The organism is Microbacterium resistens NBRC 103078 (genome assembly GCF_001552355.1).
GTDB lineage: Bacteria > Actinomycetota > Actinomycetes > Actinomycetales > Microbacteriaceae > Microbacterium > Microbacterium resistens.
Map to the genome: position 1 here is coordinate 1 of NZ_BCRA01000076.1, position 20,402 is coordinate 20,402.

Consider the following 20,402-nt stretch of genomic DNA (forward strand, 5'->3'; position numbering starts at 1 on the left):
TTCCGCCGGCCGCGGCGCCGGACGGCACGAGCGCGCGCGCCCCGCGCCCGGCGTCCAACGGTGTGCAGCGCTACGGCGAGGCGGTCGTGCGCCAGATCCTCGGCGCCAGGTTCGTCCGTGAAGAGCCCTACGAGCCTCCGACGAGGTTCTCCTGATGTACGACGGCATCGTCCAAGAGCTGATCGACGAGTTCGGGCGGCTTCCCGGCATCGGGCCGAAGTCCGCTCAGCGCATCGCCTTCCACATCCTGCAGACCCCCTCCTTCGACGTGGCGCGGCTGGCGGAGCTGCTGACCGAGGTGCGCGAGCGCGTGCGGTTCTGCGAGGTGTGCGGCAACGTCGCCGAGCAGGAACGCTGCGCGATCTGCCGTGACCCGCGGCGCAACGGCGCGCTCATCTGCGTGGTCGAGGACGCGAAGGACGTCGCCGCGATCGAGCGCACGCGGGAGTTCCGGGGCCTGTATCACGTCCTCGGCGGCGCGATCAGTCCCATCGCCGGCATCGGACCGGACGATCTGCGCATCGCGCAGCTGATGTCGCGGCTCGCCGACGGCACCGTCCAGGAGGTGATCCTCGCCACCAACCCGAACCTCGAGGGGGAGGCCACGGCGAGCTACCTGAGCCGCCTGCTCACGAGCATGCAGATCACCGTCTCCCGGCTGGCCTCGGGGCTGCCGGTGGGCGGCGACCTGGAGTACGCGGACGAGGTCACTCTCGGCCGCGCCTTCGAGGGGCGGCGCGTCCTGTGAACGCCGCCGGAGGGTTCACTCGCAAGGGGTGGCTGCTCTTCGGCGCCATGGCCCTGCTCTGGGGCGTGCCCTACCTGTTCATCAGCGTCGCGGTCGAGTCGTTCTCCCCGCCCGCTGTCGTCGCCGGTCGCACCTTCCTCGCCGCGCTCCTGCTCCTGCCGTTCGCGATCCGCAGCGGTGCGCTGCGCGCCGCCTGGAAGCACTGGCCGTGGGTGCTCGCCTTCGGGCTGGTGGAGATGGGCGGGCCGTTCCTGCTGCTCGGGCACGCCGAGCAGACGCTTCCCTCCGGGCTCACCGGCCTGCTCGTGGCGACCGTTCCGCTGTTCGCCGCCCTCATCGCGCTCGGCGGCGGCGACCGGGGCGTGCTGAGGCCGGCCCGCGTGATCGGCCTCCTCGTCGGCTTCGCCGGCGTCGCGACGGTCGTCGCCGGCCCCGGGCTGTTCGGCGGCGAGGTCAACCTCGTGGCCGCCGGCGAGGTGCTGCTGGTCGCCGTGCTCTACGCGATCGCGCCGTTCATCGTCGCGCGCAAGCTCCACGACGTCCCCTCCCTGGGGTCGATCACGCTCGCGCTGCTCTTCATCGGCGTCCTGTATCTGCCGATCGCGCTCCTCACCCAGCACCAGGTGCCGACGCTGCGTTCCGCGGCGGCGCTGCTGGCCCTCACCGTGGTGTGCACGGCGGTGGCGTTCCTCGTCTTCTTCGCCCTCATCCGCGAGGTCGGGCCGGTCCGGGCGCCGCTGTTCACCTACGTCAACCCGGTCGTCGCGATCGTGCTCGGTGCGCTGCTGCTCGCCGAGCCGCTCACCCCGGGACTGCTGATCGGGTTCCCGCTCATCATCGTCGGCTGCTGGTTCGCGGGGACCGGCGGTCGTCTCCGGCCCCCGCGCGCCGCCGACCACGACGAGGCGGAGGCGACAACCGTCGCCACAGCCATGGAGTCGGCGGCTGCGGCGGAGATCGAGGGGCGCACGGACGGGCGTGTCACGCCTCGCGACGGATCGCCGCCCGCAGGCTGAGCAGAAGCAGGACGAAGCCCGCGCCGACGAGGATGTGGCCGACGCCGGCGAGCCCGGCGATCATCGCCGAGGCCTCTTCGCCGAGGACCTGCAGGATGCCGTGCCACACCAGCAGGGCGCTCGTGAGGAGCACGCCGGCGTTGTAGAACGCGAAGAACCAGCGGAACAGCCGGCCGTCCGACAGATGGAAGCTCTTCTGCAGCGCCAGGACGAGGAGCATGATCACGGCGCCCAGCGTCAGGATGTGGGTGTGGGCGAGACCGAGCTGACCGGACATCCCCTCCGGGAAGCCGTTGGCCTTGGTGAACTCGCGGTAGAACAGGCCCGCAGCGAGGCCGAGGACGACGTAGACGGTGGTGGTCGTCAACAGCAGGCGGAGCGCGGCGGAGCGGGTCCGGGTGACGTCGGCGGACACGGGAACGGTCGGGGATGCGGTCATGCCTCCAGCGTCCGTCCCGTCACGGCCCGGGGGATCCATCGAAAGATCGATCCCCGGGACGCGCGCTCCCGGCCGCCCGCGCGGCAGAATCGGGGGATGACCGCTGCGCCCTCCGCCGTCGTCGGGGACTCCCGGCACCGGATGCTGCGCGGCGCCCGCTTCGCGCTGCACCTCATCACCGTGGTCCTGACGGTGGTCGTCACCGTCCGCGCGGCGCTCGCCGGGGGCGAACTGGTGCTCGTGCTGTGTGCGGCGGGAGCGTTCCTCGCGTGGTACGGCGCCGGCGCGTCGTTCGCGCGCGGCCGAGCGGCGGGCTGGTGGGTCGTCGCGCTGGCGGTGCTGTGGGCGGGCATGGTCGTGCTGTCGCCGGAGTTCGTGTGGCTCGTCTTCCCGATCCTGCTGCTCGCGGGGCACGTGCTGCGGCAGCCGTGGTCCCTGCTGTTCGCCGCGGCGGCCATCGCCGCGGCCATCGTCGTCCCGGCGGTGCACCCCGCCTCGGCGGGCCTCACCACGTTCGCGCATGTCCTCGGCCCGCTCGTCGGCGGCGGGTTCGCCTACGGGGTGTCACTGGGCTACGACCGTCTGCTCCGCGACGCCGCGGAGCGGGAGCGCCTCATCGCCTCCCTGATCCGGGCCCAGGAGGAGACCGCGCGGCTGCAGGAGGAACTGGCGGTCACCCAGCGCGAGGCCGGGGCGGCACGGGAGCGCACCCGCCTCGCCCGGGACCTTCACGACACGATCGCGCAGGAGCTGAGTTCGATCGTCATGCTCGCTCGCGCCGACGACGAGGCCGGGTCGTCCTCCGGAACCGGCAGCGCCGGGCAGGTGGCCGCGCTCGCGCAGCACGCCCTCGGGGAGCTCCGTCGCATCGTCGCCGCCCTCGCTCCGGCGGAGCTGGAGGGATCCGCCCTCGCCGCCGCCCTGTCGCGCATGGTCGCGGCGCTGGGGGAGGAGACGGGGATCTCGGCGCGGCTGGACGTGGACGAGACGCTGCCACCGCTCCCCACGGCCGTGGAGGTCGCCTTCCTGCGGCTGGCGCAGTCCGCGCTCTCGAACGTCCGTCGGCACGCCGGGGCTTCCCAGGTCCGCGTCGTGCTCGCGGCGGACGCCGGGGGCGTCGTCCTGGAGGTCGTCGACGACGGCGTCGGTTTCGACGTCGACGAGGCCCTTCGCCGCTCGGGGTCCTCCTACGGGTTCACGGCGATGCGTTCGCGGCTGCGCGAGCTGGGCGGAGAGCTCCGGATCGCGTCGGAGCCCGGCGAAGGGGTGCGGCTCGCCGCGAGCGTCCCGCTCGCCCCGGGCGGAACGGCGACGGGGGAGCACGCATGAGCGTGCGCGTGCTGCTCGTCGACGATCACCCCATCGTCCGCGCGGGGCTGCGGGCGCTGGTGGAGAGTCGCGGCTTCCCGGTCGTGGGAGAGGCCGCGAGCGGGGAGGAGGCGGTCCGTCTGGCCGCCGACCTGCGTCCCGACGTCGTCCTGTGCGACCTGCGCCTGGGGGAGGGGATGGACGGGGTCGCCGTGACGCGGGCCGTGCGCGCCCTGCCGGGTGCCCCGGCCGTCCTGATCCTCACCACGTTCGACCACGACGCCCAGATCATCCGCGCGGTCGAGGCGGGAGCCGCGGGCTATCTCCTCAAGGAGGTCCCCACCGATGTCATCGCCGCGGCGATCGCCGACGCGGCGGCCGGGGCGACGGTGCTGACGCCGGGCGGGGACCAGCGACTGGTGGAGGCGCTTCGCGCACCGCGTGTCTCGCTGACGGCGCGGGAGCGAGAGGTGCTGGTCCTCGTCGACGAGGGAGCGAGCAACCGGGAGATCGCGAGCCGACTGTTCATCAGCGAGGGCACCGTGAAGACCCACGTCGTGCACCTCCTGGAGAAGCTCGGGGCGGAGAGCCGCTCGGCCGCCGCGAGCGAGGCCCGTCGGCGCGGCCTGATCTGAGCGTCACATGTCCCGAGCGGCATGCGGCGCGCTCGTAGAATGTGCGAGGGCGCGGGCACCGAGCCGCGCCCGACCGTTCCCCGGGAGATTTTCGTGGCCCTCATCGTGCAGAAGTACGGCGGATCCTCCGTCGCCGACGCGGAGAGCATCAAGCGCGTCGCCAAGCGCATCGTCGACACCCGCCGTGCCGGGCACGACGTCGTCGTGGCCGTGAGCGCGATGGGCGACACGACGGACGAGCTGCTCGACCTCGCCGCCGAGGTCGCGCCGATCCCCGCCCCGCGGGAGCTCGACATGCTGCTCTCCAGCGGCGAGCGGATCTCGATGGCGCTGCTGGCCATGGCCATCCACTCGATGGGCTTCGACGCGCGCTCCTTCACCGGTCCCCAGGCCGGGATGCGAACCGACAGCCGGTACGGCGCCGCCAGGATCGTGGAGGTCACCCCCACGCGGCTCCGTGAGGCGCTCGACGAGGGGGCGATCGTCATCGTCGCGGGGTTCCAGGGGCTCAACGACGACACGCAGGACATCACGACGCTCGGCCGCGGCGGATCCGACACGACCGCGGTCGCGCTCGCCGCGGCGCTCGAGGCCGACGTCTGCGAGATCTACAGCGATGTGGACGGCATCTTCACCGCGGATCCCCGCGTCGTGCCGATGGCGCGCAAGCTCGGCACGGTCGGCAGCGAGGAGATGCTGGAGCTCGCCGCCAACGGCGCGAAGGTGCTCTACATCCGCGCCGTCGAGTACGCCCGTCGTCACGGGGTGCTCATCCACGCCCGGTCGACCTTCACGTCGAACGAGGGCACCTACGTTCTGGGCGAGGGCATGAAGAACCCCCGCGAATCCGAGGGAGACGCCATGGAAGAGCCGATCGTCGCCGGGGTCGCCACCGATCTCAGCCAGGCCAAGGTCACCGTCACCGGGGTCCCGGACGTCCCGGGCAAGGCCGCCGAGATCTTCAAGATCGTGGCGAAGTCTGGCGCGAACGTCGACATGATCGTGCAGAACGTGTCGCCGGCCTCGACCGCGCGCACCGACATCTCCTTCACGCTGCCGAAGTCGGACGCCGCCGCGGCGCTCAAGGCGCTGGCCGCGGAGCAGCAGGAGGTCGGGTTCGAGAGCCTCGTGCACGACGACCAGATCGGCAAGCTGTCCGTGGTGGGGGCGGGGATGCGCACGCACTCGGGCGTCTCCGCGATCCTCTTCGAGGCGCTGTCCACCGCCGGGATCAACATCGAGATGATCTCCACGTCCGAGATCCGCATCTCGGTCGTGTTGCGTGGCGACGACCTCGCCGAGGCCGCGCGCACCGTGCACACCGCGTACGGTCTCGACGGCGAGGTGGAGGCGGTCGTCGCCGCCGGCTCCGGCCGCTGATCCACCCCTCGGTCGTTGAGCGAGCGAAGCGAGACGAGACGCCCTCCGCTCCGCCCCGGTCGTTGAGCGAGCGAAGCGAGACGAAACGCCGCCCGATCTGCACACGTCGCTCCGATCCGCACAGGATTCCAGGGAGAGCATGTGCAGATCGGGTCCGAGTGTGCAGATCGGGGCACGCGGTCCGGCGGAGCGGGTGAGGCTCGGGGTCAGGCGGACAGCCAGTCCGCGAAGGAGGGGCCGATCCGCAGGGCGTCCGGGCCGGGAAGGTTCAGGCCCGCGCGCATCCCCCGCATCTGCGCGTTCGGGACGGACAGCGCGACGACGGGTCCTCGGCGACCGTCCCGGCGGACCTGGGCACGGATCATCTCGGCCAGGCTCTCCTCGCGCGGACCCGTGACATCCGCAGCGCGTCCCTGCGCCCCGGCGGCGACCAGGCTCACGAGGTGCCCGGCGAGCGCCGCAGCCGACACCGGCTGCACCCGAGCGCGAGGCGCGAACTGAATCGGCCCGAGACGGGACTGTGCGGCGACCTGGCCCGCGAACTCGTGGAACTGCGTCGCCCGGAGGATCGTCCACGGCGCATCGGACGCGACCACCTGTCGCTCCTGCGCGAGCTTTCCGGCGTAGTACCCGGCGGGGTTCCGGTCCACTCCCACGATCGACAGCGTCAGCAGATGGCGGATGCCGTGGCGCGACACCGCCCGCAGGAGCGTCGCGGTGGTCGCCTCGTAGAAGGCGGTGGCGGTCCGGGCGTCGAGCGTGGGCACGCTCACGGCGTCCACGATCGCGTCGACCCCGTCGAGAGCGGCGTCGACGCCCTCGCCGGTGCGCAGATCCACGCCGGCGGTGCGCGCGAGCACGACGCTGTCATGGCCGGCGGCGCGCGTCGCCGCGACGATCTTCCTGCCGATCGTTCCGGTTCCTCCTGCGATCGCGATCCTCATGCGTGTCCTCTCCTGTGGCGGGCCGCGGCGCGGTCCCTCACCTTCCCGACGACGCAGCACGCGAGAATGTGAGCACGCCCCCGCGCCTCGGTCGTGCGCGGCGGGAGGGAAGGGGTGCGGATGTCCGGCGACACAGGGACCGCCGAAGCCGAGCGTCCGCGGCTGATCGCGGTGGCGTTCCGCATGCTGGGCGAGCTCGCGGAGGCCGAGGACGCGGTGCAGGAGGCATACGTCCGGTGGTACGGGCTGGACGACGCGGAGCGCGCGGCGATCCGCGTGCCCGGCGCCTGGCTGACCCGCGTCGTCTCCCGGATCGTGCTGGACGTCCTCGGGTCGGCGCGGGCGCGCCGGGAGCGGTACGTGGGCGAGTGGCTGCCCGAGCCCGTGCCGGCCGAGGCGCTGCGGGTGGCCGGAATCCACGGGACCCCTCCGGGAGATCCCCTCGATCGCGTCTCCCAGGCGGAGAGCGTGTCGACGGCGCTTCTGCTCCTGCTGGAGGCGCTCACCCCGGCGGAACGCGTCGTCTTCGTGCTGCACGACGTGTTCGGCGTGCCGTTCGACGAGGTGGCGGCCGCGGTCGGACGCACGCCCGCCGCCTGCCGCCAATTGGCCTCGTCCGCCCGTCGTCACGTCCGAGAGGGGCGGCGCGTCCGCGCGGATGCCGCGCGCCACGACGACCTCGTGCAGGCGTTCGCCGCGGCGTGCCTCTCGGGCGACCTCGCCGCGGTCGTGGCGGTGCTCGACGACACCGTCACCCTCCGCTCCGACGGAGGAGGGGTCGTCTCGGCGGCCCGGCGCCCCGTCACGGGCGCGACGGACGTCGCGCGGTTCCTGCTCGGCCTCCTCGCGAAATGGCCGGATGCGGAGGTCGAGGCCGTGCGCACGGGCGACGGCCTGGCCCTCGTCGCGAGGCAGGGCGGCGCCGTCACGACGGTGGTGAACGTGGGGGCCGGTCCCGACGCGGTCACGGACGTGTGGATCATGCGCAATCCGGAGAAGATGCGGTTGTGGAACCGCTAGACTCGCTCAAACCCTGACACCGGCGCCAGGCGCGGATCCCTCCGCCACACCCGGCGACCGCGTCTGCGCCTCGAACGCCTCACCGCTCGACGCCTAGGAACCCTCATGACCCGTATCTCCGATTCCGGACTCTCCCTCGCCATCGTCGGCGCCACCGGCCAGGTCGGCACCGTCATGCGCGACATCCTGGCGGAGCGCTCCTTCCCGATCCGGGAGCTGCGGCTGTTCGCCTCGGCGCGGTCGGCCGGCACGGCCGTCGAGTTCGGCGGGGAGACGATCCTCATCGAGGACGTCGAGACGGCGGATCCCGCGGGCATCGACATCGCGCTGTTCTCGGCGGGGGCGACGGCGAGCCGCGCCTACGCGCCGCGCTTCGCCGCGGCCGGCGCCGTGGTCGTCGACAACTCCAGCGCCTGGCGGATGGACCCGGAGGTCCCGCTGGTGGTCAGCGAGGTCAACCCGGAGGCGATCGCGCACACCCCCAAGGGCATCATCGCCAACCCGAACTGCACCACGATGGCGGCGATGCCGGTGCTGAAGGCGCTGCACGAGGAGGCGGGGCTGGAGCGGCTCATCGTGAGCACCTACCAGGCGGTGAGCGGATCGGGGCTGGCCGGCGCGCAGGAGCTGCTCGGCCAGGTCGAGGGCGTGCTCGCCCAGGGTGACACCCTGCGTCTCGTCCACGACGGCTCCGCGGTGGACTTCCCGCAGCCGGAGAAGTACGTCGCCCCGATCGCGTTCGACGTGATCCCCCTGGCCGGATCCGTCGTCGACGACGGGCTGAACGAGACCGACGAGGAGAAGAAGCTCCGCAACGAGAGCCGGAAGATCCTGGGTCTGCCGGACCTGCGCGTGGCGGGCACGTGCGTGCGCGTGCCGGTGTTCACGGGTCACTCGCTCTCGATCAACGCCGAGTTCGCACGGGACATCACCCCCGATCGTGCGCGCGAGGTGCTGGCCGGCGCCCCCGGCGTCGTGCTCGAGGAGGTCCCCACTCCGCTGTCCGCGGCGGGCAAGGACCCGAGCTTCGTCGGCCGGATCCGGGCCGACCAGTCGGCACCGGAGGGCAAGGGCCTCGTGCTCTTCCTCAGCAACGACAACCTGCGCAAGGGCGCGGCGCTCAACGCCGTCCAGGTCGCAGAGCTCGTCGCCGACCGTCTCGGCCGCTGATCGGCGGGGCGGGGCGACACGTGGTCGGGGGCCCTCGCGCCCGGAACTAGACTGGTCGGGTGACTGAATCCGTCGACGTCGTCCTCATCGGCGGTGGCATCATGAGCGCCACCCTGGGTACCCTGCTGCACGAACTGCAGCCGGACTGGAAGATCGTCGCCTTCGAGCGGCTCAGCGACGTGGGGCAGGAGAGCTCCAACCCCTGGAACAACGCGGGAACGGGTCACGCCGCCCTCTGCGAGCTGAACTACATGCCGGAGAACGGCGACGGCCCGCTGGATCCGGCCAAGGCGATCTCGATCAACGAGCAGTTCCAGCAGAGCCGGCAGTTCTGGAGCGCGCTGGTCGAGCGGGGGGTGCTGGACGCACCGTCGACGTTCATCAACTCCACGCCGCACATGACGTTCGTCCGCGGTGAGAAGGACGTCGCCTACCTCAAGAAGCGGTACGAGGTCCTCAAGGAGCAGCCGCTGTTCGCGGGCATCGAGTACAGCGAGGACTCCCGGGTCATCAACCAGTGGGCGCCGTTGCTGATGCAGAAGCGCCGGGCGGGCGAGCCGTTCGCGGCGACGCGCGTCCCCTCGGGCACCGACGTGGACTTCGGCGCCCTCACCCACCAGCTCTTCGACCACCTCGCCGAGAGCGGTGTCGAGGTCCGCACGGACCATGAGGTGCGCAGCCTCAAGCGCCGCAAGGACGGCACGTGGCGGGTCGGCTACCGCAACGCGATCGGCCGCACACCCGGTCAGCTCGACGCGAAGTTCGTCTTCGTCGGCGCGGGCGGCTGGGCCCTAAAGCTCCTGCAGAAGTCCGGGATCCCGGAGATCCGCGGCTACGGCGTGTTCCCGATCGGCGGGCAGTTCCTGAAGACCACGAACCCGGCGGTGGTGGCGCAGCACAAGGCCAAGGTCTACTCGCAGGCCTCGGTCGGCGCGCCGCCGATGTCGGTCCCGCACCTGGACGCCCGCGTCGTCGACGGGGAGTCCTCCCTCCTGTTCGGTCCGTTCGCGACGTTCAGCCCCAAGTTCCTCAAGAACGGATCGATGCTCGACATCGTCACGCAGGTCCGTCCGCACAACCTGTGGCCGATGCTGCGCGTCGCGTTCGCGAACCCGGACCTCATCACGTACCTGCTCGGCGAGCTGGCGAAGAACCATCGCAAGAAGGTGGACAGCCTGCGCGTCTTCATGCCGACGGCGAAGGACGAGGACTGGACGCTGATCCAGGCGGGCCAGCGCGCCCAGGTGATGAAGAAGGATCCGAAGAAGGGCGGGATCCTCCAGTTCGGCACCGAGGTCGTCGCGGCCGAGGACGGATCCATCGCCGGGCTGCTGGGCGCGTCCCCGGGCGCGTCGACCGCCGTCCCGATCATGCTCGGTCTGCTCAAGCGCTGCTTCCCCGAGCAGTACCCGGGGTGGGAGCCGGAGCTGCGTGCGCTGATCCCGACGCTCGGGGAGACGCTGAACGGCGACGCCGCCGCGGCGGAGGCGTCGATGTCCGCCACCGCCTCCGCGCTCGACCTCACGGCCTGACGGTCCGCCGTGGCGAAGCTGTACTTCCGCTACGGGGCGATGAACTCCGGAAAGTCGACGGCTCTGCTGCAGGCGGCGTACAACTACGAGGAGCGCGGCCAGCACGTGCTGCTGGCCAAGCCCGCGATCGATACGAAGGGCGCGTCCCAGATCGAGAGCCGGCTCGGGATGACGCGTGAGGTCGACTTCCTGATCGGGGCGGAGGACGACGCCCGAGCCCTCTTCCAGCGGGAGCGCGATCGCGTCCGTCAGGAGGCGACGGCGGGGCTGCTGCCGCAGGAGCCGGCGGACGTGGCGTGCCTGCTCGTGGACGAGGCGCAGTTCCTCGCGCCCGAGCAGGTCGATGACCTGTTCCGGATCGCGGTGGAGGACGGGATCCCCGTGCTCGCATACGGGATCCGCAACGACTTCCTCACCCATGCCTTCCCGGGGTCTGCCCGGCTCCTCGCCATCGCGCACACGCTCGAGGAGCTCAAGACGATCTGCCGCTGCGGGCGCAAGGCGGTGTTCAACGGCCGTCGTGTGGGGGACGCGTTCGTCTTCGACGGGGAGCAGGTCGCGATCGACGGTGCCGCTGTGACGTACGAGTCCCTCTGCGGCAACTGCTATCTCCAGGAGTCCGGCGGCCGCCTGAGCTGATCCGGCGCGGCGGATCCCGCGCGTTCTCCCACCCGGTCGTCGAGCGAGCGCAGCGAGAGGACACGCAGCACGTCCCACCTGGTCGTTGAGCGAGCGCAGCGAGTCGAAACGCAGCAGGTCCCCCGCGCCCTCTGGTCGTTGAGCGAGCGCAGCGAGACGAAACGCGCGCCATCCCACCCCGACCCCCGGGCTTGCGTGGTCAGACCACACGGCATATCCTGTGGTCAGACCACAGGAGGATGTATGACCGAGAGCGCGGACGCCCCGGTGCGCGCCTGGCGCGCGGTGCTCGAGCACATCGAGCGCGACCTCCTCGACGGCCGCCTCGGTCCCGGCGACCGCCTGCCCTCCGAGCGCGATCTCGCCTCCGATCTCGGCGTCGGGCGGTCCAGCGTCCGCGAGGCGCTGCGGGTCCTCGAGGTCATGGGGCTCATCCGCACGGCCACGGGATCCGGTCCGCAGGCGGGCGCGATCGTGATCGCCGCCCCGGGAGGGGGCCTGTCCGCGCTGTTGCGTCTGCAGGTCGCCGCGCAGGGCTTCCCGATCGCCGACGTGGTGCGGACGCGCCTGGTGCTGGAGGAGGCCGTGACGGCGATGGTCGCCGCGGATCCCGAGCGCGACACGACCGCTGCCCACGCGATCCTCGACGCGATGGACGCCCCCGGTCTGAGCAGGTCCGAGTTCCTGGCGCTGGACGCCCAGCTCCACCTGGCGTTGGCGGAGGCCTCCGGCAACGCCGTCATCGCGGCGATGATGACCGGGCTGCGCGAGGCGATCGAGTCCTACGTGATCCAGGGATCCGCGGGCATCGACGATTGGGACGCGATGGCCCAGGCGCTGCGTCACGAGCATCGACACATCATCCGGGCGGTGGACGAGGGGGCGGCCACCGAGGCCTCCGCCCGTGTCCGCGACCACATCCTCGGCTACTACGCCGCGACCGGTCTCACCTGAAGGAAGGGCATCCATGGCATCCCGCATCCCCCGTCAGCTCCCCAAGCCCGCGGAGATCTTCGAACTGATGAAGTTCAAGGCGCCCGAGCTGGACGGCACCAAGCGCCGTCTCGACTCGGCGCTGACGATCGCCGACCTGCGCACGATCGCGAAGCGGCGCACCCCGAAGGCGGCCTTCGACTACACCGACGGCGCCGCCGAGGGCGAGCTCTCGCTGGCGCGGGCCCGTCAGGCGTTCGAGGACGTCGAGTTCCACCCGGGCATCCTCACACCGGCACCCGACCTGGACACGTCGACGACGATCCTCGACGGTCCCAGCGCGTTGCCGTTCGGCATCGCCCCCACCGGCTTCACCCGCCTCATGCAGACCGAGGGGGAGATCGCCGGTGCCGGTGCCGCCGCTGCGGCCGGGATCCCGTTCACGCTCTCCACCCTCGGGACCACTTCGATCGAGGGCGTCAAGGCGGCCAACCCGACGGGTCGCAACTGGTTCCAGCTCTATGTGATGCGTGATCGCGAGATATCCTACGGTCTCACTCGCCGCGCGGCCGACGCGGGCTTCGACACGCTGATGTTCACCGTGGACACCCCGGTCGCCGGGGCGCGTCTGCGCGACAAGCGCAACGGCTTCTCCATTCCGCCGCAGCTGACCCTCGGCACGATCATCAACGCGATCCCGCGTCCGTGGTGGTGGTTCGACTTCCTCACGACCCCGAAGCTCGAGTTCGCCTCTCTCAGCAGCACGGGCGGCACCGTGGGGGAGCTCTTGGACGCCGCGATGGACCCGACGATCAGTTACGAGGACCTGGACGTGATCCGCGGCCTGTGGCCGGGCAAGCTCGTCGTCAAGGGCGTGCAGACGGTGGAGGACGCTGCACGGCTGAAGGACGCGGGCGTCGACGGGATCGTGCTGTCGAACCACGGCGGCCGTCAGCTCGACCGCGCGCCGATCCCGTTCCACCTGCTGCCGCACGTGCGCCGTGAGGTGGGGGAGGACTTCACCGTCATGATCGACACGGGGATCATGAACGGTGCCGACATCGTGGCGTCCGTCGCGCTGGGCGCCGACTTCACGCTCATCGGCCGCGCATACCTCTACGGGCTGATGGCCGGCGGGCGCCGCGGAGTGGACAGGACGATCGCGATCCTCCGCAGCGAGATCGAGCGGACGATGCGCCTGCTCGGCGTCTCGTCGCTGGCGGAGCTGGAGCCCGCGCACGTCACGCAGCTGACGCGGATGGTGCCCGTGTCTCCGGCCGCCGCGGAGTCGGTCTCACCCGGTCGCTGAGCGACCCCCGCGAGCCCCCTCCGTCCGTCGAGCGAGCGCAGCGAGTGACCCTCCGGTCGTTGAGCGAGCGCAGCGAGTCGAAACGCGCTGCCCCGGTGCCGGACGCGTTTCGTCTCGTCGCTGCGCTCCTCGCTCAACGTCCGGTGGGTGTCGGTCGTTGAGCGAGCGGAGCGAGTCGAAACGCGTTGCCCCTCGTCAGCGGCGCGGCAGTGTCGGCAGCAGGGCGTCCAGGTGGTCCGCGGTGTCCTCCCAGCCCTCCACGGTCACGCAGGGGACGCCGAGAGCCTTCACGGGGTAGTCGTTGCCGCCCTCGTCCAGCCGGTCGCCGTAGAAGAGCATCTCGCCATAGGGGATGCCGGTGTGCTCGGCGAGCTCGCCCATGCCGTACGCCTTGTCGATGCCGGCGCGGGTGATGTCGATCGAGGTGGAGCCGCCGGAGCGGACCTCCAGGTCGGGCAGGCGCGGCGCCACGGCGTCGCGGAGCGCGCGGCGCTTGGCGCCGTCCGGGTCCCACGCCTTCTTCGCGTCGCCGGGAGCCTTCTGCCCGAGCGCGGAGAACGTCACCTGCGACCCGCGGTCCTCCAGGATCGGCCCCCACGGCTCGGCCTCCCAGAGGCCGAGCCGACGTGCCTCCTCCTCCAGGGCCCGGAGCGCCTCGGCGGTCTGCTCCGGAGTGAGGTCGCGGGCGTAGACGAGCGTGAAGTCGTCGCCGTCGTGGCGCAGGTAGCGCGTGCCGCAGGTGGGCATGAGGTGGATCCGGGCGAGCGTCGCCGTGTCGACGTCGGTTCCGAGCTGCGAGACGACCTGCGTGCGGAACTGGTCCTCGTTTCCGCCGGAGATGATCGCGACCTCGACCCGGGACGCGAGGTCGATCAGCAGGCGGGCGATCCGCGGATCGATCGGGCTCTTCGAGGGGGCGAGGGTGTCGTCGAGGTCGAAGGCGACCAGGCGCGGTGCAGTCATGGTGTGCTCAGCTTATCCGGCGGACCTGGGCCTTCCCGCTCGGCGTCGGGGCCGGAGCGGGGGAGAACGAGAGAGGGACCGATCCGTGGATCGGTCCCTCTGATGTGTCGGGGTGACAGGATTTGAACCTGCGGCCTCTTCGTCCCGAACGAAGCGCGCTACCAAGCTGCGCCACACCCCGTGGCAACCGTTCGAGTCTATACCGAAAACCGCGTGCGTCCGAATCGGGTCACCGCCCGGGAGCGTTGCGCGGCGGTCCGAGGTCCGGCTCCTGGTCCCCGAGCTCACCACATCGCCTTCCCCTTCCGCTCGACCAGAAGCTGTTCCAGTGAAACGAGTTGTGGCGAGTGCGCGTCGATCTGTTCGCGCACCCAGTCCGGGCAGTCGCGGTCCTTGAGTATGACGCGCTTCGACTGATCGAGCGTCAAGCTCCCGCATCCGTAGATGAACGCCGATTCATCGAAAGCCGACACAACGCTGGCGGCTTGGGGGAGCCAGAAGACGATAGAGGAGCTTTGTCCGTCGGCCGCAGAATCAAAGACGTTCGGTGTGCCGCCCATTGGGGTGGGGCTTTCGGCCGGAGGGCGTCCGTCCACAAGGAAGTTGACGCGAGCATCTGGGAGATCTGCCTTCTTCAGCACCGATCCGATTCTCGTCCCAGGCACGTTCATCTTCATGCTCGTCGCTAGGGAGTTGATTGCGGATGCGGCGCTCTTCTCAGCTCGCTCTCGTGCGGAAGGGGAGAAGGAGCATCCGCCCAGGGCGAGGATGAGCAGGATCGAGATGAATGCGGCCCCGATGCGTCTCTGGGTCACCACCTCAGGACCGTCGTCCACGTCTGTAGCGGCGGTTCGAGCGGGCTCGGCGAGATCCGCCGCTGAGCGAGACGGAATCGTGAATACTCACCAGGTCGTCCTGCCCTTCTGCTTCGTCAGGACCTCTTCGAGCGAGACGACCCGGATCGTGGAGCTCGGGAATCGGGCAGTCACCCATCCGGGGCATTCGCTGTCGGCCAGCGTCACGCTGCGGTCCGCCGCGAGGGTCAGGCTGCCACAGCCATAAGCACGCGCTGTCGTGGAGAAGACGGAATCGATCGTTGCTTCTTGATATGTCCAGAACTGAACTCGTGAACGAGTGCCGTCGCCCGATGATTCGAACACCACGACTTCCCCTGTGTGAAGCGCCGAATCTGCCGCCTGTTCATGCGCGTCGAGGAGGTGTAGGACACCGACCGTCGCCAGATCTTCCGAGGTGAGTGCCTTCCCCACCTTCGACGCGGGAACTTCAGATTTCAGTCTTGCCGCCACGTCGCTGACGGAGAACGCCACATCCTTCTCGGCTTCGTCTCTTCCCGAACCTCGGGATGCCCACGAGCATCCGGAGAGGCCGATGCAGAGAACGGTCGCAAGGGTCCCGGCCATGAATTGCGTGGCATGGAGTGCTCTCACCATGTCGTCGTTCCCTTTCGTGCCGTCAGCACCTCTTCCAGATCGACGAGTTGTGGCGAGCTCTGGGCCAACAGGCCAGCGATCCAATCCGGGCAGATGACGTTCCGGAGTTGCACGCGCCGGTCGATGGTCAGGCTGAGCTCAGCGCATCCGTAGATGTTCGCGGATGTCGTGAACACCGAGGTGACGCTGGCGCCTTGATACAGCCCAAAAGTGATCTCCGAGCGTGTGCCGCTTCCGGTGGATTGGTACACCGTCGGGGTTCCTCCGCGGAGTACGCGGTCATCTGCGGGAGGCCACGACCTTTCCTCGAAGAAAGAGATCCGGACATCGACGAAATCATCGCGCGTCAGGGGGAAGCCGATCCGTTCGGCAGGCACTTTGTCCTTCAAGTTCACAGCTAGGGAGTTGATTGCGGACGCGGCGCTCTTCTCAGCTCGCTCTCGTGCGGAAGGGGAGAAGGAGCATCCGCCCAGGGCGAGGATGAGCAGGATCGAGATGAATGCGGCCGCGATGCGTCTCTGGGTCACCACCTCAGGACCGCCGTCCACGGCTGTTCCGGGTCTCCCGGGCAGGGCGCGGTCAGGCGTGCGTTGAGCGCATAATCCCCTGCGGGCAACCACGTGTCGCCGGGAGCGTCCTCTCGCATGAAGGTCTGCATCTTGTGAGGGCGCTCCCAAGCCAGAGTCTCCGTGTCCTGTTCGCCGATCGCACCGATGCCGTCGTTGCGTCGGAGACCGAATCGGATCTGGCCACCACAGGAGTCGAAACCCGTGACATTGAACGACACAGGACCGCCATCGTGTACACGGAAGGTCATGTAATAGGTCGTCGGTTGCCCGCCGACAAGGGTCCCACTGAGCGACACGGACGAGGCGTCGAGAGCGGAGTTCGCCACCGTGGCGTAGCGGTCAGCCCCGGCCGTGTTCGGATGAAAGGACTGCGCGGACAGCGGGGCGGGCACGTTCGGCCCCGGGCCGGTCCATTCCGCAAGGGGCTCGTCGCCGGGGGTCAGCTCGAGCATGAATCCGTTGATAAGGGTATCTGGGGTGCAGAGGTTCGCGCCGGCGAAGAGGTACTGCGGATCTTGGTAGGTTACGTGCGCTCCCGCGGCGTCGGCTGCTTCGGTCAGGGCCGCGTTCAGCTTGTCGGCCACGGAGTTCAACCAGGGGAGGTCTCCGCTGCGCACGGAGACGCATGCGCCGCTGCTCTCGAAGATCATGGGGTACCCGAGCATGAGAATACGTGCATTGGGAGCATTGTCACGGATCTCGTTCAGGGTCGCGGAAACGAGGTCTGGAAGGGCGGAGAGCCTGTCGGCGACGACTTCTCCCAACGACAGACCCGTACTCGTCCCTACGGACTCACAATCATCCGGGGAGGAGATCGTGCCGAGGATCACGCAGGATTTGATGATCTCCTCGAAGCCCAGGTCGTTGCCGCCGATCGTGAGGGTGACAAGTGTCGTGTTCTCGTCAACGAACCCGCGATCTAGCTGGTTGCGCTCTGCGAATCGCTGTTTGGAGCCGGAAACCTGGTCGCTTTGTACATGACGTGTTTCTGCACCCGAACAGGCAAGCAGGTGAAAGTCGAGGCGCGGGTCCTGTGCCGCCGTGAGAGCCCGAGCCGGCTGTCCGGGGATGTTCGGAGGCTCGATGCCATACGGCCACGCCGCAGTTGAGCGGTGGCACGCGTTTCTGTTCGGGTCGGGCGCGTAAGAACCCTCGGGGTCATCGGGATCACCGTCCTGCAGAGCCTTCCTGCCGTGATGGTCGCTTCCGCGGAAGAAGCCCGAGCCGTCCCCGGGAGAGGTGCCCTCGCCGGAGGAGTAGGAGTCACCGAGTGCGACGATGAGGTCGGCCGGCTTGGCGGGGAGCGGTTCGAAGGCCACGGCATCCCATGCGATGTCGTCTGCCCCTGAAAGTGCGCTCGCCAGGTCTTCGTCGGCGTACTGGGCGTCGTTGTTCGCCAGCGTGATTCGTGGTGTGCCCGCGAAGGGAAGTGCACCGAGCGAGACCCATTCGTTGGCGTAATTGCGCTGATTGACGATCCGCGTCGTCGTCTTCACGCCCGTCTCGATCTGGTACGAGGCCTGTTGCGTCCAGGCGCCGTGGTTCGGCATGTGGACGTAAACCCGCGCCCAGCCATTCAAGGGCTGGTCGAGTGTCCACGTGCCTGCGACGTCGAGGGCGCCGCCGAACGCCTCGGCGGTGTCGGGCACGCGCACATGAGTGAACCAGAACTGCCCGTTGAACCCGGAACCGAGTTGATGCAGGTCGACCTTTGACGGGTAGAGCCCGGCCGCATCCTGAGCGAAGCGGAACTCGAATGTCCCCGCGCTGGAGACCGGGGAGCAACCAGAGCGCGTCGGCGGTGAGCCTGACGGCAGGTTGTCGATGATCAGAGCGCCTGCGGGAAGTTCGTCTACCGAACAGTTCGGCGGGTAGCTGCCCGCCGCCGAGGGCTTCGGCTCCCCGATGTCGTACATCAACGTCTCTCGTCCGCATTCCGTGGAGCAGTCCTCCTTCCATTCCGCAGAGAAGTGGAACCAGCACTCCGAGTCAGCACGCGTGCACTTCGCCGCGGGCGCAGGGTCGCAACTATTGGTGGCATCACAGAAGAGGTCAGGCTCGGGTTTGACTTGTCGTCGGAAGGTCTCGCCGTTGTCGTTGTCAGCGGCTGTCCACCAGGCGGGTGTGAAAGCGGGAAGGTAGGTGAACGTGTCGCCGAGCGGACCCTGGTCGACGGAATCGATGAACTGCGCAGAGTGCGCGGCGAAGCCGAGAACCTTCTCCGGGTACGGCCACCGTTGAGGGTTCGCCGCATCTGCGGGGGAGTTGTCGAGGAATGGTCCGCGGTTGGCGGCATAGATCGGGTTGATCGGATTGTTGGACCAGCCGACTCCCCAGCGGTCGTTCGACGGCGTAGGTGCTTTGAACCCGGTGTTGTAGGTCCACAGGGCGTAGAACCAGTTCTCGAGATAGGCGGGATTGCCGTCGTTGATCTTCATCCCCGCGGCGTGCAGTTCGTTCCACTTCTCGATGAGGATCTGAAGGCCTCGCGCGATGTTCGCCTGGTAGTCGGTCGCGATGGCGAGTTGATCGGCGTAAGGCATCTCTCCCTGTTCCATTCCGTCTGTGACCTGCGCGATGCCATATCCGCAGTCGGCGTTCTCGTAGTCGATCTGCCACCACGCATTGTCTGCGTCGCTGAGCCGGTCGATGCCGTAGTAGTTCCCGATCAGCGGGTTGCCCGGCACGCCGGGCACGGAGTATCGAGACGCCTGCCAGAAGTTGGACTCTTGCGCGAGGAGACCGAGCATGATCTGCACGGGTACGCGGCCGCCTCCTGCAAGTGCGGGCCGGGGGAACGACGGATGCAGATCTTGCTGCACGGCTTGACTCACGGCCCATTCGACCTCCGCAGGCCGCGGTTGCATCGCCTGGATCGCTGGGTCGTTCCGCGGCACCGCACAGACACTTCCGCTGCTGACAGGGGAATCGGGGACCATCGCGGGCGGTGCGTCCCGTCGAAACTCGTCCTGTGAGGTCGATGAAGGCGAGGACGGGCTATCGCTGGTGTCGACCTCGAACTCGAGCTGTGTATCGGTCTCGACCACCCTGGCGCTGATCTGTGTCGACGTGGTGGCGTCCGGGGCGGGGGAAGCGGACCCGAGCGGTGCGGCCGTAGCGAACGACGTATCGATGAACAGCGCCCCATCCGCCGAGAGGGTACCGCCCACGCTGCTTCCTTCCAGCGCCATGACATGCGAGGGCAGGTCGCCGGAGACTTCGTTCGGCGTTCCGAGGATCGCAATGCTGCCGTCCGCCGCCGTGGCGAGGCCGAGTTCTGAGAGCACACCATCTGCGAGCTGTGTCGGATCGCCGGAACCGTCGCCGGCAACGAGCATCGCTTGTGCCTGGGTGCCGTCGTGCTGGAGGTACGTGAGCGAACCGTCGACGCTCAGACTCAGGTCGAAGGCCTGTCCTTGGGTCTCGATCAGGGATGACGTGCTTCCGTCATCGCCGATCAGGGACAGCTCGCCCCCTGTCGCGCCGACGATCCCGCGTGAGGTGGGAATTGCGGACGTGACGAAGTCGGCGACATCAACCTCCAGTCGGTCGCTCGGATCCGATGCGGAAAGGCGGGTGAGGTGGGTGGCCCACGACTCCGAGAACGCGGAGAACACCGCGTGGTCGTCCTCGCCGCACCCGGGGGTGAAGTAGGCGAGGCTGAAGCCTCTGCCCAGCTCGGTGACGGAGCCCGTGTCGACCTCGACGACGGCCCCGAACGCGCCGCGGGTGAAGAGTGCTTCGTCGTTCGTGAAACCGCGGGGTCCGTAGACGACGGCAAGCCAGCGTTTGTCGGCTGTCATGCATGCGTTGCCGATCCACCGGTCGGTCTCGAGATTGAGAGTGCCGAGCGCCGCGATCTCGGTCCAGGTGTATCCCTCGCTCTCGCGAGCGGTGAGGACATGGAGTGCGGTGCTGTCGCCGGACAGCGTCCAGGCGATGTCGTCGCTCGTCCGCCAGTCCGGCCCGAGGACGTCGTCACGCTCATCCTCGGGCACGCGGTCCTCCGCGGTCGCAGAGAAGTCGGCTTCGATGGCGATCCGCTGTGTCTCGGAAGGGCGTGGCGGCGCCGTCCCCATCAGCGGTGCGGTGGGTGCGCCGTTGCTCACGGCGGCAAGGAATGCGAGCAGCATCCCGCTTGCGGCGAGGGCTTTGGGCGCCGGTGGAAGCATCATGATCCCTACAGGTACGCCGTCTCGTTCGCCTCGACAGCACTGGCATGCGATACAAGGTCTAAGACTGCTCTTCGCTGCTGGGTCTAGTCAAGAGTGTCTGCGTCAGCGGTGGGTTAAGGCTGTAATCGTGCGTATTAATGCCTCACAGGAGGAGAAGTCACCCATTGACTG

18 protein-coding genes and 1 tRNA gene are annotated in these 20,402 nt (G+C 69.2%); 11 read left to right on the forward strand and 8 right to left on the reverse strand.

The window, feature by feature from the left end:
• Positions 1 to 154: 154 nt before the first annotated feature.
• Positions 155 to 748: a recombination mediator RecR gene (recR, locus tag MR1_RS13060; RefSeq protein WP_067247543.1), complete on the forward strand. Its 594-nt coding sequence runs from the start codon at positions 155 to 157 to the stop codon at positions 746 to 748.
• On the forward strand, positions 745 to 1,764 hold the full coding sequence (locus MR1_RS13065; RefSeq protein ID WP_084344645.1) for a DMT family transporter: 1,020 nt from the start codon (positions 745 to 747) through the stop codon (positions 1,762 to 1,764). The genes recR and MR1_RS13065 overlap by 4 nt, the downstream gene beginning before the upstream one ends.
• Here the strand turns inward: MR1_RS13065 and MR1_RS13070 are convergent.
• Positions 1,730 to 2,203 (reverse strand): DUF2871 domain-containing protein, encoded by a 474-nt coding sequence (locus tag MR1_RS13070; protein ID WP_084344647.1) that lies wholly within the window; start codon positions 2,201 to 2,203, stop codon positions 1,730 to 1,732. The genes MR1_RS13065 and MR1_RS13070 overlap by 35 nt on opposite strands.
• A gap of 96 nt (positions 2,204 to 2,299) precedes the next feature.
• On the opposite strand from MR1_RS13070, the gene MR1_RS13075 reads away from it, so the two are divergent.
• The 3 genes from MR1_RS13075 to MR1_RS13085 all read left to right on the forward strand — a co-directional run bounded on the left by MR1_RS13075 (position 2,300) and on the right by MR1_RS13085 (position 5,526).
• Complete coding sequence (locus tag MR1_RS13075; RefSeq protein ID WP_067247546.1) at positions 2,300 to 3,532, forward strand: sensor histidine kinase; 1,233 nt, start codon at positions 2,300 to 2,302, stop codon at positions 3,530 to 3,532.
• Positions 3,529 to 4,146 carry a response regulator gene (locus MR1_RS13080; RefSeq protein ID WP_067247550.1) on the forward strand — a complete coding sequence of 206 codons (618 nt, stop codon included), beginning with the start codon at positions 3,529 to 3,531 and terminating at the stop codon, positions 4,144 to 4,146. The genes MR1_RS13075 and MR1_RS13080 overlap by 4 nt, the downstream gene beginning before the upstream one ends.
• Positions 4,147 to 4,239: 93 nt before the next feature.
• Positions 4,240 to 5,526 (forward strand): aspartate kinase, encoded by a 1,287-nt coding sequence (locus MR1_RS13085; protein ID WP_067247553.1) that lies wholly within the window; start codon positions 4,240 to 4,242, stop codon positions 5,524 to 5,526.
• A gap of 206 nt (positions 5,527 to 5,732) precedes the next feature.
• Here MR1_RS13085 and MR1_RS13090 read toward each other — a convergent pair whose 3' ends face one another.
• Positions 5,733 to 6,470: an SDR family oxidoreductase gene (locus MR1_RS13090; protein ID WP_067247556.1), complete on the reverse strand. Its 738-nt coding sequence runs from the start codon at positions 6,468 to 6,470 to the stop codon at positions 5,733 to 5,735.
• Positions 6,471 to 6,590: 120 nt separating this feature from the next.
• Here MR1_RS13090 and sigJ point away from each other — a divergent pair, with 120 nt between their 5' ends.
• The 6 genes from sigJ to MR1_RS13120 all read left to right on the forward strand — a co-directional run bounded on the left by sigJ (position 6,591) and on the right by MR1_RS13120 (position 13,073).
• Positions 6,591 to 7,490, forward strand: a complete 900-nt coding sequence (gene sigJ / locus MR1_RS13095) for an RNA polymerase sigma factor SigJ (RefSeq protein ID WP_067247559.1) — start codon at positions 6,591 to 6,593, stop codon at positions 7,488 to 7,490.
• Between the two features lie 105 nt (positions 7,491 to 7,595).
• Entirely contained in the window at positions 7,596 to 8,660 is a 1,065-nt protein-coding gene (locus MR1_RS13100) for an aspartate-semialdehyde dehydrogenase (RefSeq protein WP_067247561.1), read from the forward strand.
• Positions 8,661 to 8,761: 101 nt separating this feature from the next.
• Entirely contained in the window at positions 8,762 to 10,192 is a 1,431-nt protein-coding gene (gene mqo / locus MR1_RS13105) for a malate dehydrogenase (quinone) (protein ID WP_409366260.1), read from the forward strand.
• Between the two features lie 9 nt (positions 10,193 to 10,201).
• Positions 10,202 to 10,831 carry a thymidine kinase gene (locus tag MR1_RS13110; protein WP_067247569.1) on the forward strand — a complete coding sequence of 210 codons (630 nt, stop codon included), beginning with the start codon at positions 10,202 to 10,204 and terminating at the stop codon, positions 10,829 to 10,831.
• A 243-nt stretch (positions 10,832 to 11,074) separates the two neighbouring features.
• The gene (locus MR1_RS13115) at positions 11,075 to 11,785 is read left to right on the forward strand and encodes a FadR/GntR family transcriptional regulator (protein WP_067247573.1); all 711 of its coding nucleotides are present in this window, start codon (positions 11,075 to 11,077) and stop codon (positions 11,783 to 11,785) included.
• Positions 11,786 to 11,798: 13 nt separating this feature from the next.
• Positions 11,799 to 13,073, forward strand: coding sequence for an alpha-hydroxy acid oxidase (locus MR1_RS13120; protein ID WP_067247576.1), 1,275 nt, complete (start codon positions 11,799 to 11,801; stop codon positions 13,071 to 13,073).
• Between the two features lie 195 nt (positions 13,074 to 13,268).
• On the opposite strand, the gene MR1_RS13125 is transcribed toward MR1_RS13120, so the two are convergent.
• The 6 genes from MR1_RS13125 to MR1_RS13145 all read right to left on the reverse strand — a co-directional run bounded on the left by MR1_RS13125 (position 13,269) and on the right by MR1_RS13145 (position 20,231).
• On the reverse strand, positions 13,269 to 14,036 hold the full coding sequence (locus tag MR1_RS13125; RefSeq protein WP_067247580.1) for an HAD-IIB family hydrolase: 768 nt from the start codon (positions 14,034 to 14,036) through the stop codon (positions 13,269 to 13,271).
• A gap of 107 nt (positions 14,037 to 14,143) precedes the next feature.
• Positions 14,144 to 14,217, reverse strand: a tRNA-Pro gene (locus tag MR1_RS13130).
• Positions 14,218 to 14,320: 103 nt separating this feature from the next.
• Positions 14,321 to 14,872: a hypothetical protein gene (locus tag MR1_RS19815; RefSeq protein WP_157518174.1), complete on the reverse strand. Its 552-nt coding sequence runs from the start codon at positions 14,870 to 14,872 to the stop codon at positions 14,321 to 14,323.
• A 66-nt stretch (positions 14,873 to 14,938) separates the two neighbouring features.
• Positions 14,939 to 15,487: a hypothetical protein gene (locus tag MR1_RS19820; protein WP_157518177.1), complete on the reverse strand. Its 549-nt coding sequence runs from the start codon at positions 15,485 to 15,487 to the stop codon at positions 14,939 to 14,941.
• The gene (locus tag MR1_RS13140; RefSeq protein WP_157518180.1) at positions 15,481 to 16,014 is read right to left on the reverse strand and encodes a hypothetical protein; all 534 of its coding nucleotides are present in this window, start codon (positions 16,012 to 16,014) and stop codon (positions 15,481 to 15,483) included. Before MR1_RS13140 ends, MR1_RS19820 begins: the two co-directional genes overlap by 7 nt.
• A complete protein-coding gene (locus MR1_RS13145) occupies positions 16,011 to 20,231 on the reverse strand; it encodes a golvesin C-terminal-like domain-containing protein (protein ID WP_067247588.1) in 4,221 nt (1,406 codons plus the stop codon). The genes MR1_RS13140 and MR1_RS13145 overlap by 4 nt, the downstream gene beginning before the upstream one ends.
• Positions 20,232 to 20,402 lie beyond the last annotated feature (171 nt).

Excerpts from the sequence above, each read along its gene's own strand:
- recR (WP_067247543.1), top strand. The coding sequence starts at position 155 with ATGTACGACGGCATCGTCCAAGAGCTGATCGACGAGTTCGGGCGGCTT.
- MR1_RS13070 (WP_084344647.1), bottom strand. The coding sequence starts at position 2,203 with ATGACCGCATCCCCGACCGTTCCCGTGTCCGCCGACGTCACCCGGACC.
- MR1_RS13075 (WP_067247546.1), top strand. The coding sequence starts at position 2,300 with ATGACCGCTGCGCCCTCCGCCGTCGTCGGGGACTCCCGGCACCGGATG.
- MR1_RS13080 (WP_067247550.1), top strand. The coding sequence starts at position 3,529 with ATGAGCGTGCGCGTGCTGCTCGTCGACGATCACCCCATCGTCCGCGCG.
- MR1_RS13090 (WP_067247556.1), bottom strand. The coding sequence starts at position 6,470 with ATGAGGATCGCGATCGCAGGAGGAACCGGAACGATCGGCAGGAAGATC.
- sigJ (WP_067247559.1), top strand. The coding sequence starts at position 6,591 with ATGTCCGGCGACACAGGGACCGCCGAAGCCGAGCGTCCGCGGCTGATC.
- MR1_RS13100 (WP_067247561.1), top strand. The coding sequence starts at position 7,596 with ATGACCCGTATCTCCGATTCCGGACTCTCCCTCGCCATCGTCGGCGCC.
- mqo (WP_409366260.1), top strand. The coding sequence starts at position 8,762 with ATGAGCGCCACCCTGGGTACCCTGCTGCACGAACTGCAGCCGGACTGG.
- MR1_RS13115 (WP_067247573.1), top strand. The coding sequence starts at position 11,075 with ATGACCGAGAGCGCGGACGCCCCGGTGCGCGCCTGGCGCGCGGTGCTC.
- MR1_RS13120 (WP_067247576.1), top strand. The coding sequence starts at position 11,799 with ATGGCATCCCGCATCCCCCGTCAGCTCCCCAAGCCCGCGGAGATCTTC.
- MR1_RS13125 (WP_067247580.1), bottom strand. The coding sequence starts at position 14,036 with ATGACTGCACCGCGCCTGGTCGCCTTCGACCTCGACGACACCCTCGCC.
- MR1_RS19820 (WP_157518177.1), bottom strand. The coding sequence starts at position 15,487 with ATGGTGAGAGCACTCCATGCCACGCAATTCATGGCCGGGACCCTTGCG.
- MR1_RS13145 (WP_067247588.1), bottom strand. The coding sequence starts at position 20,231 with ATGATGCTTCCACCGGCGCCCAAAGCCCTCGCCGCAAGCGGGATGCTG.